The 19,209-nt window shown below is 63.9% G+C and carries 14 protein-coding genes; 10 read left to right on the forward strand and 4 right to left on the reverse strand.

Features of this window, described 5'->3' with window-relative positions; genetic code table 11:
* Positions 1-298 precede the first annotated feature (298 nt).
* A complete protein-coding gene (locus NTZ43_08420) occupies positions 299-1,627 on the forward strand; it encodes a sigma 54-interacting transcriptional regulator (GenBank protein ID MCX5767228.1) in 1,329 nt (442 codons plus the stop codon).
* On the opposite strand, the gene NTZ43_08425 is transcribed toward NTZ43_08420, so the two are convergent.
* On the reverse strand, positions 1,624-3,969 hold the full coding sequence (locus NTZ43_08425) for a PAS domain S-box protein (GenBank protein MCX5767229.1): 2,346 nt from the start codon (positions 3,967-3,969) through the stop codon (positions 1,624-1,626). The genes NTZ43_08420 and NTZ43_08425 overlap by 4 nt on opposite strands.
* A gap of 225 nt (positions 3,970-4,194) precedes the next feature.
* Between NTZ43_08425 and NTZ43_08430 the strand changes: the two genes are divergently transcribed.
* The 3 genes from NTZ43_08430 (at position 4,195) to NTZ43_08440 (ending at position 7,773) form a co-directional block, all read left to right on the forward strand.
* Positions 4,195-6,318: a methyl-accepting chemotaxis protein gene (locus NTZ43_08430; GenBank protein MCX5767230.1), complete on the forward strand. Its 2,124-nt coding sequence runs from the start codon at positions 4,195-4,197 to the stop codon at positions 6,316-6,318.
* Between the two features lie 77 nt (positions 6,319-6,395).
* Positions 6,396-6,905, forward strand: a complete 510-nt coding sequence (locus NTZ43_08435) for a chemotaxis protein CheW (protein MCX5767231.1) — start codon at positions 6,396-6,398, stop codon at positions 6,903-6,905.
* An 85-nt stretch (positions 6,906-6,990) separates the two neighbouring features.
* Positions 6,991-7,773 carry an SGNH/GDSL hydrolase family protein gene (locus tag NTZ43_08440; protein MCX5767232.1) on the forward strand — a complete coding sequence of 261 codons (783 nt, stop codon included), beginning with the start codon at positions 6,991-6,993 and terminating at the stop codon, positions 7,771-7,773.
* On the opposite strand, the gene NTZ43_08445 is transcribed toward NTZ43_08440, so the two are convergent.
* Positions 7,760-8,926, reverse strand: coding sequence for an alpha-hydroxy acid oxidase (locus NTZ43_08445; GenBank protein ID MCX5767233.1), 1,167 nt, complete (start codon positions 8,924-8,926; stop codon positions 7,760-7,762). The two genes, NTZ43_08440 and NTZ43_08445, sit on opposite strands and share 14 nt — an antisense overlap.
* A gap of 128 nt (positions 8,927-9,054) precedes the next feature.
* Here NTZ43_08445 and NTZ43_08450 point away from each other — a divergent pair, with 128 nt between their 5' ends.
* Both NTZ43_08450 and NTZ43_08455 read left to right on the forward strand, forming a co-directional pair.
* Positions 9,055-9,597 carry a DUF1572 family protein gene (locus NTZ43_08450; protein MCX5767234.1) on the forward strand — a complete coding sequence of 181 codons (543 nt, stop codon included), beginning with the start codon at positions 9,055-9,057 and terminating at the stop codon, positions 9,595-9,597.
* A 2-nt stretch (positions 9,598-9,599) separates the two neighbouring features.
* Positions 9,600-10,001: a thioesterase gene (locus NTZ43_08455; GenBank protein ID MCX5767235.1), complete on the forward strand. Its 402-nt coding sequence runs from the start codon at positions 9,600-9,602 to the stop codon at positions 9,999-10,001.
* 17 nt (positions 10,002-10,018) lie between these two features.
* Here NTZ43_08455 and NTZ43_08460 read toward each other — a convergent pair whose 3' ends face one another.
* Entirely contained in the window at positions 10,019-11,425 is a 1,407-nt protein-coding gene (locus NTZ43_08460) for an alginate export family protein (protein ID MCX5767236.1), read from the reverse strand.
* 206 nt (positions 11,426-11,631) lie between these two features.
* Here NTZ43_08460 and NTZ43_08465 point away from each other — a divergent pair, with 206 nt between their 5' ends.
* The 4 genes from NTZ43_08465 to NTZ43_08480 all read left to right on the forward strand — a co-directional run bounded on the left by NTZ43_08465 (position 11,632) and on the right by NTZ43_08480 (position 16,590).
* Entirely contained in the window at positions 11,632-13,944 is a 2,313-nt protein-coding gene (locus NTZ43_08465) for a nitrate- and nitrite sensing domain-containing protein (protein MCX5767237.1), read from the forward strand.
* A gap of 98 nt (positions 13,945-14,042) precedes the next feature.
* Positions 14,043-14,816 carry a hypothetical protein gene (locus tag NTZ43_08470; protein MCX5767238.1) on the forward strand — a complete coding sequence of 258 codons (774 nt, stop codon included), beginning with the start codon at positions 14,043-14,045 and terminating at the stop codon, positions 14,814-14,816.
* Positions 14,816-15,772: a polyhydroxybutyrate depolymerase gene (locus tag NTZ43_08475; protein MCX5767239.1), complete on the forward strand. Its 957-nt coding sequence runs from the start codon at positions 14,816-14,818 to the stop codon at positions 15,770-15,772. The genes NTZ43_08470 and NTZ43_08475 overlap by 1 nt, the downstream gene beginning before the upstream one ends.
* Positions 15,769-16,590 (forward strand): hypothetical protein, encoded by an 822-nt coding sequence (locus NTZ43_08480; protein MCX5767240.1) that lies wholly within the window; start codon positions 15,769-15,771, stop codon positions 16,588-16,590. The genes NTZ43_08475 and NTZ43_08480 overlap by 4 nt, the downstream gene beginning before the upstream one ends.
* 3 nt (positions 16,591-16,593) lie before the next feature.
* Here NTZ43_08480 and mprF read toward each other — a convergent pair whose 3' ends face one another.
* Entirely contained in the window at positions 16,594-19,191 is a 2,598-nt protein-coding gene (gene mprF / locus NTZ43_08485; GenBank protein MCX5767241.1) for a bifunctional lysylphosphatidylglycerol flippase/synthetase MprF, read from the reverse strand.
* Positions 19,192-19,209 lie beyond the last annotated feature (18 nt).

The following is a 19,209-nucleotide window of genomic DNA, read 5'->3' on the forward strand; positions in this document are numbered from 1 at the left end:
GGGGATGGTATCCTTGCACTAAAGGTACGGTTGGTTCGCTGAGTTTGCTGGATAAACGTTGTCGGGCAACGATGGCACGGGATTGCCAGCGCTGGCATAACTTCGAGAAGGGTTATCAATTGAGAGGGGGAGCGCCGTGCCCCTGTGTCTGCCTCGCGTAGCGGCGGCGGGAAGCTTTGCCTTCTCAGTTGGGACAGCGGCGGGCGTTGCGCTCGCGTAGAATTCGGTATCAAGCGGATGCTACCGAGGCACGATCCCACCGCGGTCACCGCTTCCCCCCACGCTCTCGGAGTGCGCAGTGACAGCTGACGCCGGCCGCCTGCTGATTGTCGACGACGAGGAGAGTTTTGGCCGCGCCCTCGCTCGGCAGTTTGAGGCGCAGGGGTTTGCCGTGTGGGTGAAGACCGACGGCGCCGACACGCTCCTCGAATACGAGACCATCGCCCCTGACGTCGTGATTGTCGACCTCGCCATGCCAGGGTTGGATGGGCTGCAGGTGCTGGCTGGTATCCGGCGGCAGGACACCGCGGCGAGCGTCATCATCCTGAGTGGGGCGGTGGATGTCCGCACCACGGTACGCGCGCTCCGTGCCGGAGCTGAGGATGTGCAAACCAAACCGCCGGAGTTTTCGGTGCTGCACGCGGCGGCAATTCGCGCGGTGCAGCGATCGCGATCGCTCCGGACGCACCGTGCTGCGAATACGCAGATCAGCGATCCCTACGGGTTCTTTGACGACTCGCCCGCGATGCGACGCGTGGTGCGACTGGTGGAGCACCACGCGCAGAGCACGCCGCCGGTGCTCATCGTTGGTGAAGCGGGGACGGGGAAGCAGGTGGTCGCCGAGATGTTGCATCAGCTTTCGACGCGGGCGGGGCGCCCGTTTGTGCGCGTGCCGTGCGGGCGGCTCGACGAGCGGGGTCTTGAGGCCGTGCTCGTCGGGAGCACGGCCAAAGCGGGTGGGCGTTCGCTGTTGGAGCAGGCGGCGGGTGGCACGTTGTTTTTTGACGGCGTGACGGTCATGACCGCCGCGTGTCAGTCGTTGCTGCACGATGTGTTCGCGGGCCGCACGGGCGGGGCAGAGGGGATGCCGCGCGACATGCGATTAGTGTGCTCGACCAGTCGCGATCTCTCCGGAGATGTGGAGTCCGGGACCCTGCGCGCGGATCTGTTTCAACGCATGTCAGTCCTGACGATTGCGATTCCCGCGTTACGGAGTCGGAGCGAAGATGACTTTGCTCGCCTTGCGGCTCGCATGATGCAGGCGCAGCGCTTTGCCCTTGGCCGTGGGCCGCTGCGTCTGGATGAGGCGGCGCTGGAGCTCCTCCGTCAGGCTGACTGGCCGGGGAATGTCCGCCAGTTGCATCATGTGCTCGAGGAGGCCTGTGTGGCGGCACTCGACTGCGAGGTGCTGGAGCCGATGCATCTGCGCGGCGTGCTGGCTCGCGAGGGATTGGAAGACGTTGGTGTGTCCACCGATTCGCCCGACTATTCGCTCGAGGCGATGGAGCGCCTGCACATTGCGCGCGTGCTCGCCGCGAGTCGGGGACGTCGGACCACCGCGGCCAAACTGCTTGGGATTACGCGCTCGACGCTTTACAAGAAGTTGGCAGAGTACGGCCTGGACTAGCTAAAGAGCTCGGGTTGCTCGGTGCCGTCGAGGAGCGCGCGGATTCTGCCGGCGAGGGCCTCAATAGAAAACGGCTTGCGGATGATGTTCGCTGGCGCCTGTCGTACGCCGTGACTGGCGAGCACATCGGCCGAATAGCCACTCATGAAGAGGCACTGCGCATTCGGAAAGAGTGGTGCGAGCGTCGTGGCGAGTTCGAGGCCGTTGAGTTTGGGCATAATCACATCGGTCAAGATCAGGTGAATATCCCCGCTATGCTCTCGTGCCAACCGGAGCGCCTCGGCGGGACCGGCGGCGCGGAGCACACTATAGCCTAATCCTTCGAGCGCGCGGGCCACGAGTTTGAGCACGGCGGGTTCGTCTTCGACAACGAGAATGGTTTCTTTGCCTTGGCGCGCGGGGGCGCCGAGTCCGGGCACCACGGTTCCTGGTCTTTCCTTGAGTGAACGGGGGAGGAAGATGTCGAATCGGCTCCCGACGCCAGCTGTGCTGGAGACCGTGATGCAGCCGCCGTTCTGCGCAACGGCCCCGTAGACAGTCGCTAATCCAAGCCCGGTGCCTTCACCGACGGCCTTGGTGGTGAAGAATGGTTCAAAAATACGGGCCATCACGTCGGCGCTCATCCCACAGCCGCTATCGCTCACGGAGAGGCGCACGAACGGACCCGGCGCGGAGAGCGCATGCGCCGCACAGAAGGCCGCGTCCAGGTCGACGTTCGCGGTGGTGATGGTCAGCGATCCGACGTCCGCAATGGCGTCGCGCGCGTTGACGCACAAGTTGGCCAATATTTGATCGAGCTGCGATGGATCCATGAACACTTGCCCCAGCCCAAACTGGGGTTTCCACGTGAGCTGAATGTCTTCGCCGATCAGGCGCTGGAGCAAGCGCAGGCCGTTGGTGATGATCTCGTTGACATCGATCACCTGAGGAAGAACGGTCTGTTTCCGTGCGAAGGCGAGCAGATGCCGCGTGAGGTCGGCGGACCGTTTGGCGGCCTTGTGAATCTCGAGGAGATCGCCGTGCAGCTGCTGCGACGGGTCGAGTTGCGCCAACGCCAGTTCGGTGTGTCCGAAAATCACGCCGAGCATGTTATTGAAATCGTGTGCGACGCCGCCGGCGAGCCGGCCCACCGATTCCATTTTGAGCGACTGTCGGAGCTGTTCCTCCAGCAAACGCCGCGCCGTGATGTCCTGTTTGATCGCTATGAAGTGCGTGACCGTGCCGTCTGAGCCGCGGAGCGGCGTAATCGTGCACTCGACATTGTACTGCGTGCCGTTCTTGCGCTGGTTCAGCAACTCGCCTGTCCAGGTGGATCCGGAGAGGATAGTGTCCCACATCTGGCGATAGAACTCTTGGCTTTGTGCGCCGGAGCGCAGGAGGCTACCGGGCGTTCGTCCAACCGCTTCTTCGGCGGTGTAGCCGGTTAACACGGTAAACGCGTCGTTGACGCGCAGGGTGATCCCGTCGCGGTCGGTGATGAGGATGGCATTCGCTGCTGCCTCAAGGGCGGCGCTCTCGAGGCGCCTCGTTGCCTCGGCTTGTACGCGCTCGGTAATATCGCGGCAAACCACGTACGCACCCGTGTACTGACCCGCTGCGTCGTATTGGAAACGCGCCTCGTCCTCACGCCAGATGTAGCTCCCCAGCTTGGTGCGTACCCGGTACGAGTAGCGGAGTTCGTTCTCTTTGCGCGCGATGGCGGCGAAGATGCTCGCGAAGACGCCGTGATCCTCTGAGTGCACGCTTTCGCGGACGTCCGCCGCCGAGCGGGCGAGTTGCTCATCCAGCGTGTAGCCGAGCTGACGGAGGTAGGCAGGGGACGCGTAGGTGATGCGCTGTTCCGCATCGAACACAATGATGCCGTCGGATGTCCGGTCGGCGATGAGGCGATACGCCTCTTCGCTCGCCCGGAGGGCTTCTTCCACCGTTTTGCGGTCAGAAATATCGTGGTTGGTGCCAATCAGACGGAGCGGCGCGCCCGACGCGGCTCGTGAGGCCACCACACCACGGCTCAACACCCAGAGCCACTCACCGTTCTTGCAGCGCATCCGGCACTCGGTGGTGAATAGCGACATGCCCGGGTCCTGAACGGCGCGCACTGCGGCGAGGGCGCGCTCGAGGTCGTCCGGGTGTATGCGGCTGAGCCACTCGTCGCGCTCGCCCCCAACCTCATGCTCAGCGTAGCCGAGCATGCTTTTCCAGCCCGCGCTAAAGAAGATCTTGCCGGTGTCGAGGTTGGCATCCCAGAGCCCGTCGCCGGAGCCCTCGATAGCAAAACGCCAACGAAATTCGCGGTCGCGAAGTTCGTTGAGTTCCTGCTCGGCGGTGCTGTGGGAAGTCATCAAGTATGGGGGCTTCCTTCATATAGTAGGGCGAAGGGCAGGCACCAACAAGGGTTTGGGCGGCGCAGATGCGCGTGCGAGCGCGAAGCGCAAAAAGTGTCCGATAATCAGACACAATTTCAGTGAACGTGAAGCGCCGGAGTGGACCGCCGATACCCAAAACATTCCGTGTCCGACGTCGCATCACGCGACGGCCGCCCTTTACGTTGGTTGGAGGATGTTGCCATGCAGTGGTTCTTGGATCTCAAGATTTCGAAAAAACTGTTGATCGGGTTCGGGTTGAGCGTGGTGATGGCGCTCGTCGTGGGTGGCCTGGGCATCTCGGGCATCAAATCGGTGAGCGCAGCGGATGATTTGGTGGACTCCCGCGTGACCGTGCCGCTGGCCGACCTCGCGGAAATCTCGCAGCTGCAGCAACGCCTTCGCATCAATGTGCGCGACATCATTATCGCGACAACAGCGGAGCAGTCAAAGACATATCACGACCGCTTCACGGCGATCGAGCATCAGGTGGATAGTCTCTCCGCCGTGTTCAAGGCGACGATTCTGACCGCCGGGATGAAGGAGATTTACGCAGAGTACGAAAAAGCTACCGAGGCGAATACCGTGTCGCAGAAAGAAATTCTGGCGCTCGCCGACGCTGGCAAGAAAGCGGAAGCGATTGCGGAAATGCGCGGCCAAGGATTCAAGACGGCCAAGGACCTTGAGGTCGTTACCGACAAACTGCGCGAAGGCAAGTTGGCCCTTGGCAAGGGGTTCTCCGCCGACGGCGAAAAGGCCGCCTCGCGTTCCGAGATGCTGATGGGCGGAGCGTTGCTCGTCGCGCTCATCGTCTCGATTCTCCTCGGCATGTACATCTCCAAGTTGATTGCAGGCGGCATTGAGCGCGTAGCGGTGCGGAGCGAGGACATGCGGACGCGCCTCATTGCCGGGCTGGCACGCGTGGGCGACGGACTTGCTCGCGGTGACCTCTCCGCGAGGGTCGATGAAAAAGTGTTGCCGCTCCCCGTGAACTCCAAGGACGAGATGGGGCAGCTCGCCACCACGGTGAACGCGATCATCGAAGATGCGCAGCATCTGGCGGTGTCGTTCTCTGCGGCGACCACCAAGCTGACCGCGGTGATTACGGAGATGAACGAACTGATTCGTCACGCCAACGACGGCAAGCTCGATGTGCGCGGCGACGCCCGGAAGCACGAGGGTGTGTACCGTGAGCTGCTCGAAGGCGCCAACTCTATGCTCGACACGCTGGCCCGCCCATTGCGCGACACGTCTGCGGTGCTGTCGGCCGTCGCCGCGCGCGATCTGACGGCGCTGATGGAAGGCGACTATAAAAACGATCTCGCCGAGCTGAAGGCAGCGGTGAATGAAGCGGTGAGCAACCTCGATCGCACGATGACCGAAGTGGCGTCGGGTGCGGAGCAGGTGGCGGCGGCGTCGTCGCAGGTGGCCACGGGGAGTCAGGCGTTGGCACAGGGCACCTCACGACAGGCGAGCGCGCTCGAAGAAGTGAGCTCGAGCCTCGCGGAAGTGAGTTCAATGAGCAAGGCGAATGCGGCGAGTGCCCGCGAAGCAAAGGTGATTGCCGACGGCGGGCGCGCCAGCGCGCACAAGGGTGTGGAAAGCATGCAGCGCCTGAGTGAAGCCATGCAACGCATCAAGGGGAGCTCGGACGCCACGGCGAAGATCGTCAAGACAATCGACGAGATCGCGTTCCAAACCAATCTGCTTGCCCTCAACGCGGCCGTGGAAGCGGCGCGTGCCGGCGACGCGGGGAAGGGCTTTGCGGTGGTCGCTGAGGAAGTGCGCAGCTTGGCCATGCGCTCCGCAGAGGCGGCCAAGAGCACGTCGGCGCTTATTGAAGAGGCCGTGCAAAATACGGCGACAGGCGTAGGGCTGAACGCGGAAGTGCTCGCCGCGCTGGCCGACATTGACCGCCAGGTGAACAAACTCGGCGAGATGATGGAAGAAGTCAGTGCCGCGAGTGCGCAGCAGACCGATGGGGTGGATCACATCAGTCGCGCGGTGAACGATATCAGTCAGATCACGCAGGAAGCCGCAGCGAACTCCGAGGAATCGGCGGCCGCATCGGAAGAGATGAGCGCACAGGCCGCGCAGTTGCAGGGGTTGGTGGGCGAGTTCACGCTGGCGTCTTCGGCGAAGGTGCAGCGTTCCGCGATTCGCTCGCCTGCGGCGGCGCGTAGCGCCTCACCCACACGGCGTGCCGCGCCGAGCTACGCCAAGAGCAACGGCAATGGCAACGGCAATGGACACACCCCAAACCGAGTGTCCGCTGCATTCGCCTCCGCGGTAAACCCCGCTGACGTGCTTCCGTTGGACGAGTTCTAACTGCCTTCAAGCGTGACGGGGATTGGCACGATCCGCCAGTCCCCGTCACCCCTGACTTCTCTTACCGGGTTTCTCCAGTGTCTGCTACAGCAACGCTTCCCACGCCGGCCGCCGCGCGCTGCGCTGGCAAGTTCCTGACCTTCAAGTTGGATGCCGAGGAATACGGCATTGAGATTCTCAAGGTGCAGGAAATTATTGGCTCGATGGCCATCACCACGGTTCCAGGCACGCCGGCGTTTATCTGCGGTATTGCCAACCTTCGTGGCAAAGTGATTCCGATTATCAACCTGCGTCGCAAATTTGGGATGGAAGACATCGATGCGACGACCGAGTCGTGCATCATCGTCGTGCAGGTGCGTGGCGTGTCCACGGGCCTCGTGGTAGACCGCGTGTCCGAAGTGGTGAACATCGCCGGCACGGACGTCGAAGAAGTGCCCGAGTTCGGCGCGGATGTGGATACCACCTTTCTGATTGGCGTTGCCAAGCATGCGGGGCGCGTCAACCTGCTGCTCGATATTGACCGTGTGCTCTCGTCCGCCGATGTGGCTGATGTGGCCGCGATCACGAGTGCGGCGGCCGAGGGATAGCCATCGCGTGTTGGGCAGTGCGCTTGCGAACGGAACGGCGGTGTGGCCATCGTAGAGGATGCCTCTCTCCCTCTGCCATCGGCACATGCGCCGTTCCGTCGTTGTGTTTGCCTGTGCTGTTCTCCTGCTCGGTGCGGTGGCAGGGTGTGCAACGGCCCCGGCCAGTGCCCCGGCTCCAGCGGCAGCGCCCGCGCGAACGCGCGCTCAACAGGCGCGTGACTCGGCGGCCGCCGAACGAACGCGCAATGACTGGGCTGGGCTCAGGCGCTATGCCACGGAGAATGCCGCGCTCGGCGCGCCTGCGCCTGGCGCCCCGCGCGTGGTCTTCTACGGCAACTCAATCACTGAAGCGTGGGCGCCGTCCTTTGCCGCACAGTTCCCAGGCAAGCCGTACATCGGGCGCGGCATCAGTGGACAGACGACGCCACAGCTCCTCGTGCGCTTTCACCAAGATGTGGTGGCGCTGCACCCTGCGGTTGTGGTGATTCTCGCTGGGACAAACGACATTGCCGGCAATACGGGGCCGTCCACGATTGAGATGATCGAGAATAACCTGGCCGCGATGTTGGAGATCGCGAAGCAGCATCAGATTCGCGTGGTGCTGTCGTCGGTGTTGCCGGTGTTTGACTATCCCTGGAAACCCGGTCTCGAGCCGGCGCCCAAGATTATGGCGCTCAACGCGTGGATGCAGCGGTATGCGGCCGATATGGGCGAGACCTATCTCGATTACCATAGCGCGATGGCCGACGCGCGGGGCGGGCTACCGCTGACCACATCCACAGACGGCGTACACCCGAATGCGGCGGGCTACGCGATGATGGCGCCGTTGGTCGAGGCGGCCATCGCCAAGGCGCTCAGCGGGCGCTAGGGGCCGCTGAGCCTCTCGGAGGAAGCAGGATGCTCTGATCCACCTGCGCGATCTGCGTACGACCGCAGAACGCCATGGTGAGGTCGAGCTCCTGATGGATGATCTCGAGCGCCTTGGTGACGCCCGCTTGACCCATGGCGCCCAGTCCAAAGTTGAAGGCGCGCCCGATATACGTACCGCGCGCTCCGAGGGCGAGGGCCTTGAGCACGTCTTGCCCCGAGCGGATGCCGCCGTCCATATGCACTTCAATGGACGAGCCCACGGCGTCGACAATGGCCGGCACCGCGCGAATGCTCGATTCTGCGCCGTCGAGCTGGCGACCGCCGTGGTTGCTCACAATAAGCGCGTCGGCGCCGGAGTCTGCGGCGCGTCGGGCGTCTTCAACGTCCTGAATGCCCTTGAGGATGAGCTTGCCTCCCCAGAGTTTCTTCACCCACTCGACGTCGGCCCAGTTGAGCGTGGGGTCGAGTTGCTGCGCCGACCAGGTGGCGAGCGACGTCATGTTGTCTATGCCTTTGACGTGGCCGATGATGTTGCCGAACTGACGCCGCTTTGTGCCGAGCATCCCCATGCACCAGCGGGGCTTGGACATCATGTTGAGCACGTTGCGCAGTCCGAGATGCGGCGGCACCGAGAGGCCGTTGCGCGCGTCTTTGTGGCGCTGGCCGAGGATCTGCAGATCCATCGTGAGCATCAGCGCGCTGCAGCGTGCGGCTTTGGCGCGGTTGATGAGGCGCTCAATAAAGTCGCGGTCGCGCATGACGTATAGCTGAAACCAGAAGGGCGCGGTGGTATTGGCCGCGACGTCTTCGATGGAGCAGATGCTCATCGTACTGAGCGTAAATGGAACGCCGAAGGCTTCTGCGGCTTTTGCGGCCAAGATCTCGCCGTCGGCGTGCTGCATGCCGGTGAGCCCCGTGGGAGCAATGGCCACCGGCATCGCGACGCGCGTGCCAACCATCGTGGTGACGGTGCTGCGGTGCTCCAAGTTGACCGCCACGCGTTGGCGGAGCTTGATGTCCTGAAAATCGGTGATGTTGGCGCGAAAGGTGCTCTCGGTCCAACTCCCGGCATCGCAATAGTCGTAGAACATGCGCGGAACACGCTGTTCGGCGAGGCGGCGAAGGTCTTCGATGGTGGCAATGGCGGTCATGGCGGAGCCCAGGCAAGTCGCGATGAAGATGAGGGGGCACCCGCAGTTTCCTGCACGGAAGGGTGATTGTCAATCGGTGGCTACCGGATGACTGGTCAGTCCGTGGCAAATCGCCCATCTTTTGACGCATGACATTTGACCTTGCCAGCCGATTTCTCGACCGCTCGCGCCATTACTTGTGCGTGGAGTACCCCGCCAAGATCCGTGCAGCGTTACTGACGATTCCCGCCGACAGGCTCTGGGAACGTGCCAATGCCACGTCCAACAGTGCCGGGAACCTCGTCCTGCACTTGAGTGGCAATGTGCGCCAGTGGATTGTGAGCGGTGTGGGTGGTGCCGCTGATGTGCGCCAGCGCGACGCCGAGTTTGCGGCGGTGGAGGGTGGCGACCACGCGGCGTTGCTGGCGACGCTCGATGCGGCGTGCGCTGAGGTGGGAGCGGTGTTGTCGCGGCTCGATGCGCAATCGCTCGGCGAATCGCGGGCGATTCAGGGGCGGGAGACGACGATCTTCGCGGCGATCTACCATGTGGTCGAGCATTTCTCGGGGCACACGGGGCAGATCATCTTGCTGGCCAAATCGTACACGCCGTCGTCTGTCAAGTTTTACGATGACACCGGCGGATTGGCTCGGCCGCTGTTTTTACCGGACGGTGGCAAGGACGTGGATTAACGATGCGTACCAACTGGGATCATCTCGTTGGCATGGACGGCCGCGCCACGGTGGTGGTGACGCCGGAGTTGACGGTGCGGCATCATGTGCCGCAAATGCCGGCCGTCTACAGCACCGTGTATATGATTTTGCTTATGGAGATTGCCGCCGGCGAGGCCATTCAGGCAGGCTTGCCGACCGGTTGGGTGTCGGTGGGGGTGGATGTGCAGGTGCGTCACCTGGCGGCCACTCCGGTGGGGCGTTCGGTGACCGGCTACGCGAAGGTCACCGAGGTGTCGGACAAACTGGTGACGTTCGAAGTGGAAGTGCGCGACGGCGATCGTGTGGTGGGGGCGGGGATGCATACGCGCGCGCCGATTGAAGTGGCACGCTTTGAGCGTTCACTCAGTCGCCTGAACGACTGAGTGAACGCTGGGCGCGGCTAGAAGGTGAACGCGGTGCTGATAAACGCGAACCGTTCTTGAGCCGAGACTCCCGTTTGCCGCAGAAATGCGCTGGGAAGCACGAATGCCACGCCGCCCTGCACGGTGAGATACTTGCTGGCCGGCCACACGACGGTGAGATCGCCTTCGTCCGCGACCGCGAGTGCGGTGGAGCCACCAGCCGCGCGCAAGAGCGTGTTGGTCTTGGTGTAGACACCGTCCTCGAGCCGCACGCGCGAGAAGCGCCGGAGCGTGGTTTGCACCTGCACGGTGGCGATTGGCTCAAAGCCAACACCCACGCGGCGCTCGAGGAGATTGCCGCGCCCAAAGACGTCGGCAATGCCGGTAAAGCCGTGCGCCGTGGCATACGGCGGCTGAAAGTTGTCCGCGTGATGCAACGTGTCGGATCCAGTGCCGCTGCCGATGTCCACGCCGACCAGCAGGCTCGGCGCCCAGCGCACGGTGCGCCATGCGGTGGTCGCTTCGAGTACGCCAAACCAGGCGTCCACCGAGCGAGTCGCGATGTGGCCCCGCTGCGAGGCGCCTTCGGCTTCGAGGCTCAGCAGCGCTTTGCCGTACGGTGCGCGCCAGAGCGCCCGTGCGCCAACGGTGGTGCGGTCGTCGAGGTTGTTGCGCGTTTGCAGTTGGATTAGGTATGCCTGCCAGAGCGCAGGGCGCGCCGAATAGGAGGCTGGACGATCGCGCACTGTGGAGAGTGAGACGAGGCGGAGATGTGTGGTGGAGTCTGGGCGATCGGGCGCGTCCGAGCGGATGGCGACGACGCGGCCATCGAAGAGATCGAGTCGAACGTCGCTCGCGGTTGTCGCGCGCCAGCCTTCAAAGGAACGGCGCGAGTTGGCCCAGTCGGCAACACCAATGAGTCGTTCGCGACCGACGGCCAGTTCCTGACGGCCGTAGCGAACAAAGGAATTGCCGCGCCCAACTTCGGCGAGGAGGTTTTGCCAGTCGGCACGATCGGCTTCGTTGGTGCGCACGCCGCCCGGCAGGGTGCGATCAAACCCTTGGGCATCGCGCCCTTCGGCAAAGAGGCGGGCGTAGGTTCCGCCCGATGGGCCGACGCGCAGATCTGCGCTCAGGAGCGTGCGAAGCTCCGAGTAGTCGTCCTGCATGGACGCGCGGTCGGTGAGCTGAAAGTTGCGATACTGTATTCCGCGATACCGTGACGCGCCCGCGATGGTCAGCCACGCGGCGCCGTCTGGTAGCAACGCGATGTGTTTGAGCGCGCGCAAGTTCGGCGCGGTGCGTGCGGCCGCGGGCCAGAGCTCTTCGTAGCGGCTGACGCGGAAGGATGGATCGGCGCTCGCGCTGGCGGCCGTCCCACTGCCTTGTGCGCGAAGGATGCTAGCGGACAGCGCGACGAGCGAGACCAATCTGTACGTATTCACGAACGCTCCTGGGTTGGCGACCACACGGGTGTCTTCCGGAGTGTCGGACGTTTGTGGTGCACTTTGATGGGTGCCGTAACCGGTGGAGCGGCGCTTCTTCGCGCGGACACTCCTCAAGTTTTCTAAAGGTGCATCCGACATACCACTTTATCGGCCACAACGTGCGGCCTTTGCTGATTTCCATAATCCCAACGGTGGGAGTATCCGTGCTTGCTCAGATGCGCATTGGGCCGAAGCTGCTGCTGGTGCAAGCGATTCCGACACTCGCACTCATATTCTGTGCGGGCACACTCGCCCTGGCCCGCTACGGCGAGATGCAAAACGGCCATGCGGTGGATGCGGGCATCTCGTTGGCGAGCGCGGGTGCCGATCTTGTGCATGAACTCCAGAAGGAGCGCGGGCTCACCAGCGGATTTCTCGCGAGCGCCACGAGTGCAAGCACGGCCGTCCAGAAGCAGCGCGGGACGTCCGATGCGCGCCGCGCCCTGTTTGGCGCCAGCGGCGAGCAAGCGATGCGCGCTTCGTCTGCCGCACGGGTGGTGCCGGCCTGGCATTCCGCCACCGCCGCACTCGACTCGCTCGGTACGCTCCGTGGTGCCGTCGACCTGCGTTCTATTGATGGACCCACCGCCACCGCGGCGTACACGCGGCTGATTCAGTCGGTGCTCGCACTCGACGGCGCCACCGCGTTGCTCGGTGCCGATGCGGCGACCGCGCAGAGTTTGCAGGCGCTGCTGGCCTTGAGTGAGTTCAAAGAGCGCGCCGGTCGCGAACGCGCCATGATCAATGGCGCGCTCGTCGCTGGTCGCATGACCGCACCGCTTCGGCGCCGCTTGGTGACCAATCTCGCGGAAGCGACGCTCTTTGAAGCGCGCGCCATGGCGATGTTGGGGGAGGAGGAGCGCGCCGCGCTTCGCACCGTGATTGGTGGGCCCGAAAGTGAACAGGTGGGCGCGCAGCGTGAGCGTGTGCTCAGTGCCGGCGACAGTGCGGCGCTCAGTGGAGATGGCCCCGCGTGGTTTGCGGTGGCCACCGCGCGCATTGACCTGCTCCGCGCGAGAGAAAGCGCGGTGGCGGCCGAATCCGCGCAGCGTGCCCAGGAGTGGTCGCGTCAGGCGAAGCGGGCGTTGATTCTTACGGCGATTGGATCGTTGTTCGTGATTGTCGTCGCTGGGCTGCTGGGCCGGCTGCTGGCGGTGCGCATCTCGCAGGGCGTGCGCACAGCGGCGGAACGCGTAGCGGAGCTGCGGGCGGGCACCATCACCTCGCTCGGGTTGGGCATGCACGCACTGGCGGCTGGCGATCTGAGCGTGACCGTCGAAGCGCGCGAGCGGCCGGTACACGTGGTGGGCGGCGACGAGTTGTCGGAGTTGGCGCACGATATGAATCTCATTGTGGCTGAAGTCGGAAGCACCGCCTCGGCGTACGCGCAGTCGGCGGAAGCGCTTCGTCGGCTGACCACCGAAGTTGAGCGGCTGATTGCGGCCGCGAATGCGGGCAAACTCACCGTGCGCGGCGACGCGTCCACATCGGCCGGCTGCTACCGCGCCATTGTGACGGGACTCAATCAAACCTTGGACGCCGTGGCGCGCCCCATCGACGATGTGTGCAAGGTGATGACACGCCTTGCCGCTCGCGATCTGACGCACCAGATCACGAATCCCGCCTCGGGCGACTTTGCGTTGCTGAAGGATGCGGTGAATCAGACGAGCGATCTGCTCGGCACCGCGATGCAGCAAGTGAACGCGGCCGCGCAGGAAGTGGCGGCCGCGAGTTCCGAAATTCAAAATGGGAGCAACTCGCTGGCGATCGCGGCCACGAAGCAGGCGGCCTCGTTGCAAACCATTGACCACGGGCTCTCGGAGATTCGCCGCACCGCCAAAGACGCGACGGCGCTCGGTGGTCGCGCGCAGGATCTCGCGGCGGCGGCTCGCGCCAACGTGAGCGACGGCGTGGCGAAGATGGACGAGCTTCGCGCGGTGATGGAAGGGATTCGCGCCTCGTCGGAGCAAACGGCGCGCATCGTCAAGACGATTGACGAGATTGCCTTTCAGACGAATCTGTTGGCGTTGAATGCCGCGGTCGAAGCGGCGCGCGCCGGTGATTCAGGACGCGGGTTTGCCGTGGTTGCCGACGAGGTGCGAGCGCTCGCCCTTCGGGCGGCGGATGCCGCGCATAGTACCGCGGCGCTGATTGACGAAGGGGTCACCCACGCGAAACGCGGCGTGGCGGTGAACCTCGAGGTGACCGCCGCCTTTGTGCGCATTCGGCAGGACGCCAATGATGTGACCGAAGTGACAACGGAACTCGCGGGCGTGTCGAAGCGGGAAGAGGAGGGGCTGGTGCGCCTCGCGTCCGCGCTCGATGACTTGAATCAGGGCGTGCAGACCACGGCGGCAGCATCTGAGGAGTCGGCGGCTGCGGCGCTCGAACTCACGTCACAGGCGCAGTCACTGCATCAGCTGACCTCGGTGTGGACGGTGCGGAGTCAGCCGATGCTGGTGCGGCGGGCGGGGTGATGCGGGGATAGACCGGGTCACACGTATTGAGTCGCTCGTTGCGCACTGGTATTCTTCTGGTTCGTGATGCGCTCCCTCCGCCCCGTTCCACTGTCCCGGTGAAGACACGACATCTTGGTGACTTCTCGGCGTCTGTGCTCCTCGTTCTGAGCGTGGTCGTCGTGTCGCAGGCCCACGCCCAGAGCGCCAGCCAAGTCGGCGCGTGGGACGGCTTAATGCTCACGCCAGTTGGCGCGCTCGCACCGGTGGCGTCTGACCCTGGCGGCCTTCGCGCCGGCGACACCGCGTGGTCGTTGCGCTACGGGCGCTGGCGCTACGATGCCGACGATGTCGTGCACGATACCGGCGGTGTGACGTGGACTCGCGGATTCGCCTTCGCGCATACGCTACTGTCGCTGACGGGGGCGTATGGCTTGATCGAGTGCCCCACGTGTTACACGTGGATCATGGGCGGGATTGATCTCCAGTCCTCCCTGTGGAGCCACGCGGTCGCGGATTCCGCCGGCCGCCAGTCACGCGTCACTGCGGTCCTCGCTCGACTGAGTGCTGGAGGCGGGAGGTACCGGGGGCCGAACCCGGTCAACACCCTGTCGTTTGCCGCAACGCTGCCCATCGAACTGTCCGTTCCACTCCGGTCGCAATCCGCCCTGCGCGTGTCCGTGTTGCCAGGAGTCGGATTCGGGCATGTGGCGAGTCTGGCCTACACGGAGGGCGGCCTGCTTCCGATGATCGGCGGAGCGCTGGCGTGGTCGGTGACTCGTTCATTCGACGTGAACGTCGGCGTGCAGCGCGTGCTGATTTCTGGCGGCGTCTACCAGGTGGGGATGGCGTTGACTTGGTCGCGTGGTAATCAGCGCGAGGGTCATCCGTGATGGCGTGGCGCTTCGGCAGCCGCGCGGCAACGCTGGCGATGCTCTGTCTTGCCGCCTGCTCGCTGGACGGCATCACCTCCACGGCCGAGAGCTTTAATTGGAAGGCCGGCACGGCGTCGCACGCCCTCACGGTGGGGCCACGCACTCGCTCGTATTTGGTGCACGTGCCACCGAAGCGTCCGACGAGCGGTGGTGTGGCCACCTCGTGGCCGCTCGTCATCGTGCTACATGGGAGTTCCGGGAACGGCAAATCGGTTGAAGACATGTCCGCGATGGACGCGCTAGCGGACTCCGCGCTCTTTCTGGTGGCATACCCAGACGGCACCGGTGGGGATTTCGGGTTGTTCCCAACAGATTGGAATGCCGGCAGCTGTTGCGGCGGTGCGAATCGCGACAACGTGGACGATTTGGCCTTTGTGTCGGAACTCATCAGGCAGACGGCCACACATGTCTCGGTGAATTCCAAAAAAATATACGTGGCGGGATTTTCGGCCGGCGCACGGATGGCGTATCATGTGGGCTGTCAGTTGAGCGCAACGGTCGCCGCCGTTGCCGTGGTGTCCGGAAGCTTAGTTGATGGCGGGTGTACGCCCGCGCTTCCGATGCCGCTGATTGCTATGCATGGGACCGACGACCCTGAAGTCGCGTACGATGAAGACGCCCCTCCACTGCACGGGGTAGCGCCGGCCACGGCGTCAGCCTTGCCGCCGTCCGTACGCTACTGGACCGCGCTCTATACATGCACGGGCGGCACCCGCACGCCCACGACGCAACACGTGACGCAAACGCGCTTTACCAAGTGTACGACCGGCACCGACATCGATTTCTATTCTATTGATGGCGGCACGCACGGTTGGCCTGGCGGGCCGGTGGATCCAGGATCCGCGCCTCCCATGAGCGAGATTCGCGCGTCGTTCCTGATTTGGCAGTTCTTCGCGAGGCATACGCATAAATGATCACGCATCGCACGTGCCGAGCCGGTACGTCGTGGCTTCGGCGGGGGACCGTTGGAGCACGCTGGGGTGCTTCGCTGATGCTGTTCGCGCTGGCGGGATGCTTTCGTCCCGAACCCGCGCCGTACACCGCGCGCAATCCGGCGCTCGCTGGCTTTCCGCTCTTCTTCTATCCCTCCGCTGTTCCGAACACTCCGGCAAAAGCCTTCATCTTTTTTGTTGGCAACGACATCGGGTTTTGGGGCGCGCACCAGGAACTTGCCAAGCGACTCGCGGGTGCCGGCTATCACGTGGTGGGGTTCGACACGAAGAAGTTCTTTGATCACCTGCCAGACGCCGACACGCTCCGCACCTCACTCTACCGCGACAGTGTATCGCTGATGCTCGACTTGGCGCGCCGCGAGCTCGGTGCGGATTCGATTCCCGTAGTGCTGGCCGGACATTCATTGGGCGCTGAGGTGGCGAGCTGGATCGCCGTGCACGCGCCGCCGCCGCGCCTCTCGGGCGTGCTACTCATCAGCTCGCGGAGTCGTGGCCACCTGCGTGCGACGATAACCGATATTGCCAATCGCTCGGCGCCGAGTGAGCCCGGTAGTTTTGCCGTGGCAGAGCAGATTGCCGCGCTTCCACCAGCGGTGCGCGTGGCCATCGTGCGCGGCACCGACGACCGCTTTCGCACGGCGGATGACACGTTGCGCGCCGCCGGTGGCACCCGCGTCGACAAATGGGCGGTGCCATGGGGTGGGCATTCGATGTCGAATATCCTGCTAGCGGGGCCGTTCGTGGAGCGGGCGCTGGCGTGGACGCTCGCGCCGCGTTGACGGCTACTTCGTAATGACGCCGCGCAGTCCGCGCGACACGAGCGCGGAGACGTTGGTCAGGATGCGGGGCAGTGCGATGCCGCCGCGCGACGCAAGGTAACGCGGCTCCCAAATGGGATCGAACTTTTGCTTGAAGCCGCGCAGCCCCTGAAAGTTGTAGAAGTTTTCGGTGTGCTTGAACAGCAACGCGCCCACGCGATTCCAAATCGGCGCGAGCTGTCTGTTTTCGAGCCCCGAGAGCGGGGCCATACCGAGGTTGAAGTGATCGAACCCGGCGTCGCGCCCCCACTGCATCATCTGCACGAACAAATACTCCATCGCGGCTTCGGGCGCCTGTGCGGTGTAGCGCATCAAGTCCACCGTCAGCTCTTCGTGATGCGCGCCCTCCCAGAGGTTGGCAAAGGCCACAATCTGACCGTCGCGTCGAATGACGGCAATCGTGGTGCTGCTCAGATACCGTTCATTCCAAAATCCGAGCGAGAATCCTTTCTCTCGCGTGCCACGGCTCTCCAGCCATTCGTCCGACACGCGCTTGAGGTCGGGGAGGAGTGGGAGAATGCCGGCTCCCTGATGTACCTCAAAGCTCGCGCCCTCGGCCTCAGCGAGGCGCACGCTACGACGGAGCCGCCGCCGCGATCCGCCGTCGAGGTTGAAGTCGCGGAGTGGCACGCGTCCTTCTTCACCCAACTTGAGCAGCGTCAAACCCATGTCGAGGTAGAGCGGAAGATTGTGCATCCGTACCTGATAAAACGCCGTGGCGGCGCCATGGCGATCCGCGAGTGCGCGGAACTCCCACGCGAGTTCTTTGCGATGGCGCGGCGAGCCCACCGGGTCACCCATGGCGACAAAACTTCCGCCCTCGGCGCCATACATGACGAACGCAGACTTGTCCTCCGAGAAGAGCAGCGATTTGTCGCCTAGGAGGGCCAGATACGACAACGTGTCGGGCGACTCGCGCACGATCGTCTCGACGTGGTCGAGTGTCGAAGCGTCAGGCGCGATGGTCTTGGTGGTGACCGGGCGGAGCAACCGGTAGAGCGCGACGAGCGCGACGCCGACGCTGACGCCCACGAACGAGCGGAGAAAGCGCGGCGCGTCGCTTCGCAGGGCAAACTGCCACCAGAGATCGTGCGAGTACGCGACGTTTTTGTACGCAAAGAACCCGAGCCACCCGCTCGCAATCAGCACCGTGGCCGTCATGATGAGCCACTGCGGTGAAAGGAACTCGGCGAGGAGCGAGGCGCGCCGGTAGAAATGGCGACGCGCGGGGATCAGTGTGAGGAGAATGATGCCAAGCGCGGCCGCTTCCTCGTAGTCCCAGCCCTTGAGCAAAGACGTGAGAATGCCGATGGGAAGTCCGATGACCGTGAGGTAGTACGCCGCATCGAGCCGACGCGCGAGTCCATACGCGAGAATCAGGAGCGCCGCGCCCGTGAGACTCGCGACGAAGTGGGATGATTCGATGACGGCGAGCGGCACGAGGTCGCCAATGACCCGCATCCGGATCCGGACCTCCGGCGTGGCGCCGGAGAAGAGGAGAATCACGCCGCCAATGAAAGTGGTGAGCGAGAACAGCGCTGGAGCTGCCACCGGCACCCACCCGCCCGCGACGCGCGCCACTCGTGCCACGCGGGATTTGCCGCGCGACATTTCGCTGGCGGCGAGTAGCACCAGCGCGATGCCGAGCGGAAACAGATAGTAGATGATGCGAAAGACAATGACCGCGCTGAGTAGCCCCGTGGGCGCGGCAAAGCGGCTCAGGAGCGCGATCAGCGTCACTTCAAATACGCCGAGTCCGCCCGGCACGTGACTCACGAGCGCCGCAACCTGCGCGAGGGTGAAGGCGCCGAGGACGAGGCCGAACGTGAGCGTGGCCGGCGGAAGCGGGATGGCCGACCAGAGCACCGCTGCGACAAGCGCCCAGTCCACGATTGCGATGACCAACTGAATGACGGCGATCTGCCACGTGGGTGGCACGAACTCCCAGTCACGCAAACGAATCGGCCGCCGGTAGAACTCGCAGGCCATCACATAGCCGAACACGACCAGCAGTAGCAATGCGCCGACCGGCCGGAGCGCAATGAGCGGAACGCCGAGCACGCTGCCCGCTTCGGCGGGAATGAACAGCAGGGAACCGCCCGCGACGGCGAGCACGCCGATCCAGAACGTGACGGTGTTGAACGCGATTGTCAGCGCAATTTCTGCACTCGACAGACCGGCGGCGTTGTACAAACGGTATCGGAGGCCTCCACCGAGCAACACCGGAAAGCCGAGTGCATTGGAAAACGAAAATGCGATGAACGAGATGAAGGCCACGCGCGGCGCGGGAAGTTGGTGCTTGATGTATCGCAGCGCGAGAATGTCGTACGTCACCAGCACCGCATAGGCGGCAATGGCATAGAGTGTGGCGCGCACGATGAAGGGCGTGTCGAGATCGCGCATGGCGTTGCGTATCTCGCGCACGTTGTATGTGGCGAACTGTTCGCGCAGCGCGAATAACGCGAGGGCGAATATTCCCATGCCCAGTGCCACACCGATCCAGCGCCCCCATTTCTGCACGGGAGGCTCGAGCGGGAGGGCTTCACTCGCCTGCAGGCTCATCGCGTTGGGGTCACGTGG

Source organism: Gemmatimonadota bacterium, assembly GCA_026387915.1.
Classification (GTDB): Bacteria; Gemmatimonadota; Gemmatimonadetes; order Gemmatimonadales; family Gemmatimonadaceae; genus Fen-1231.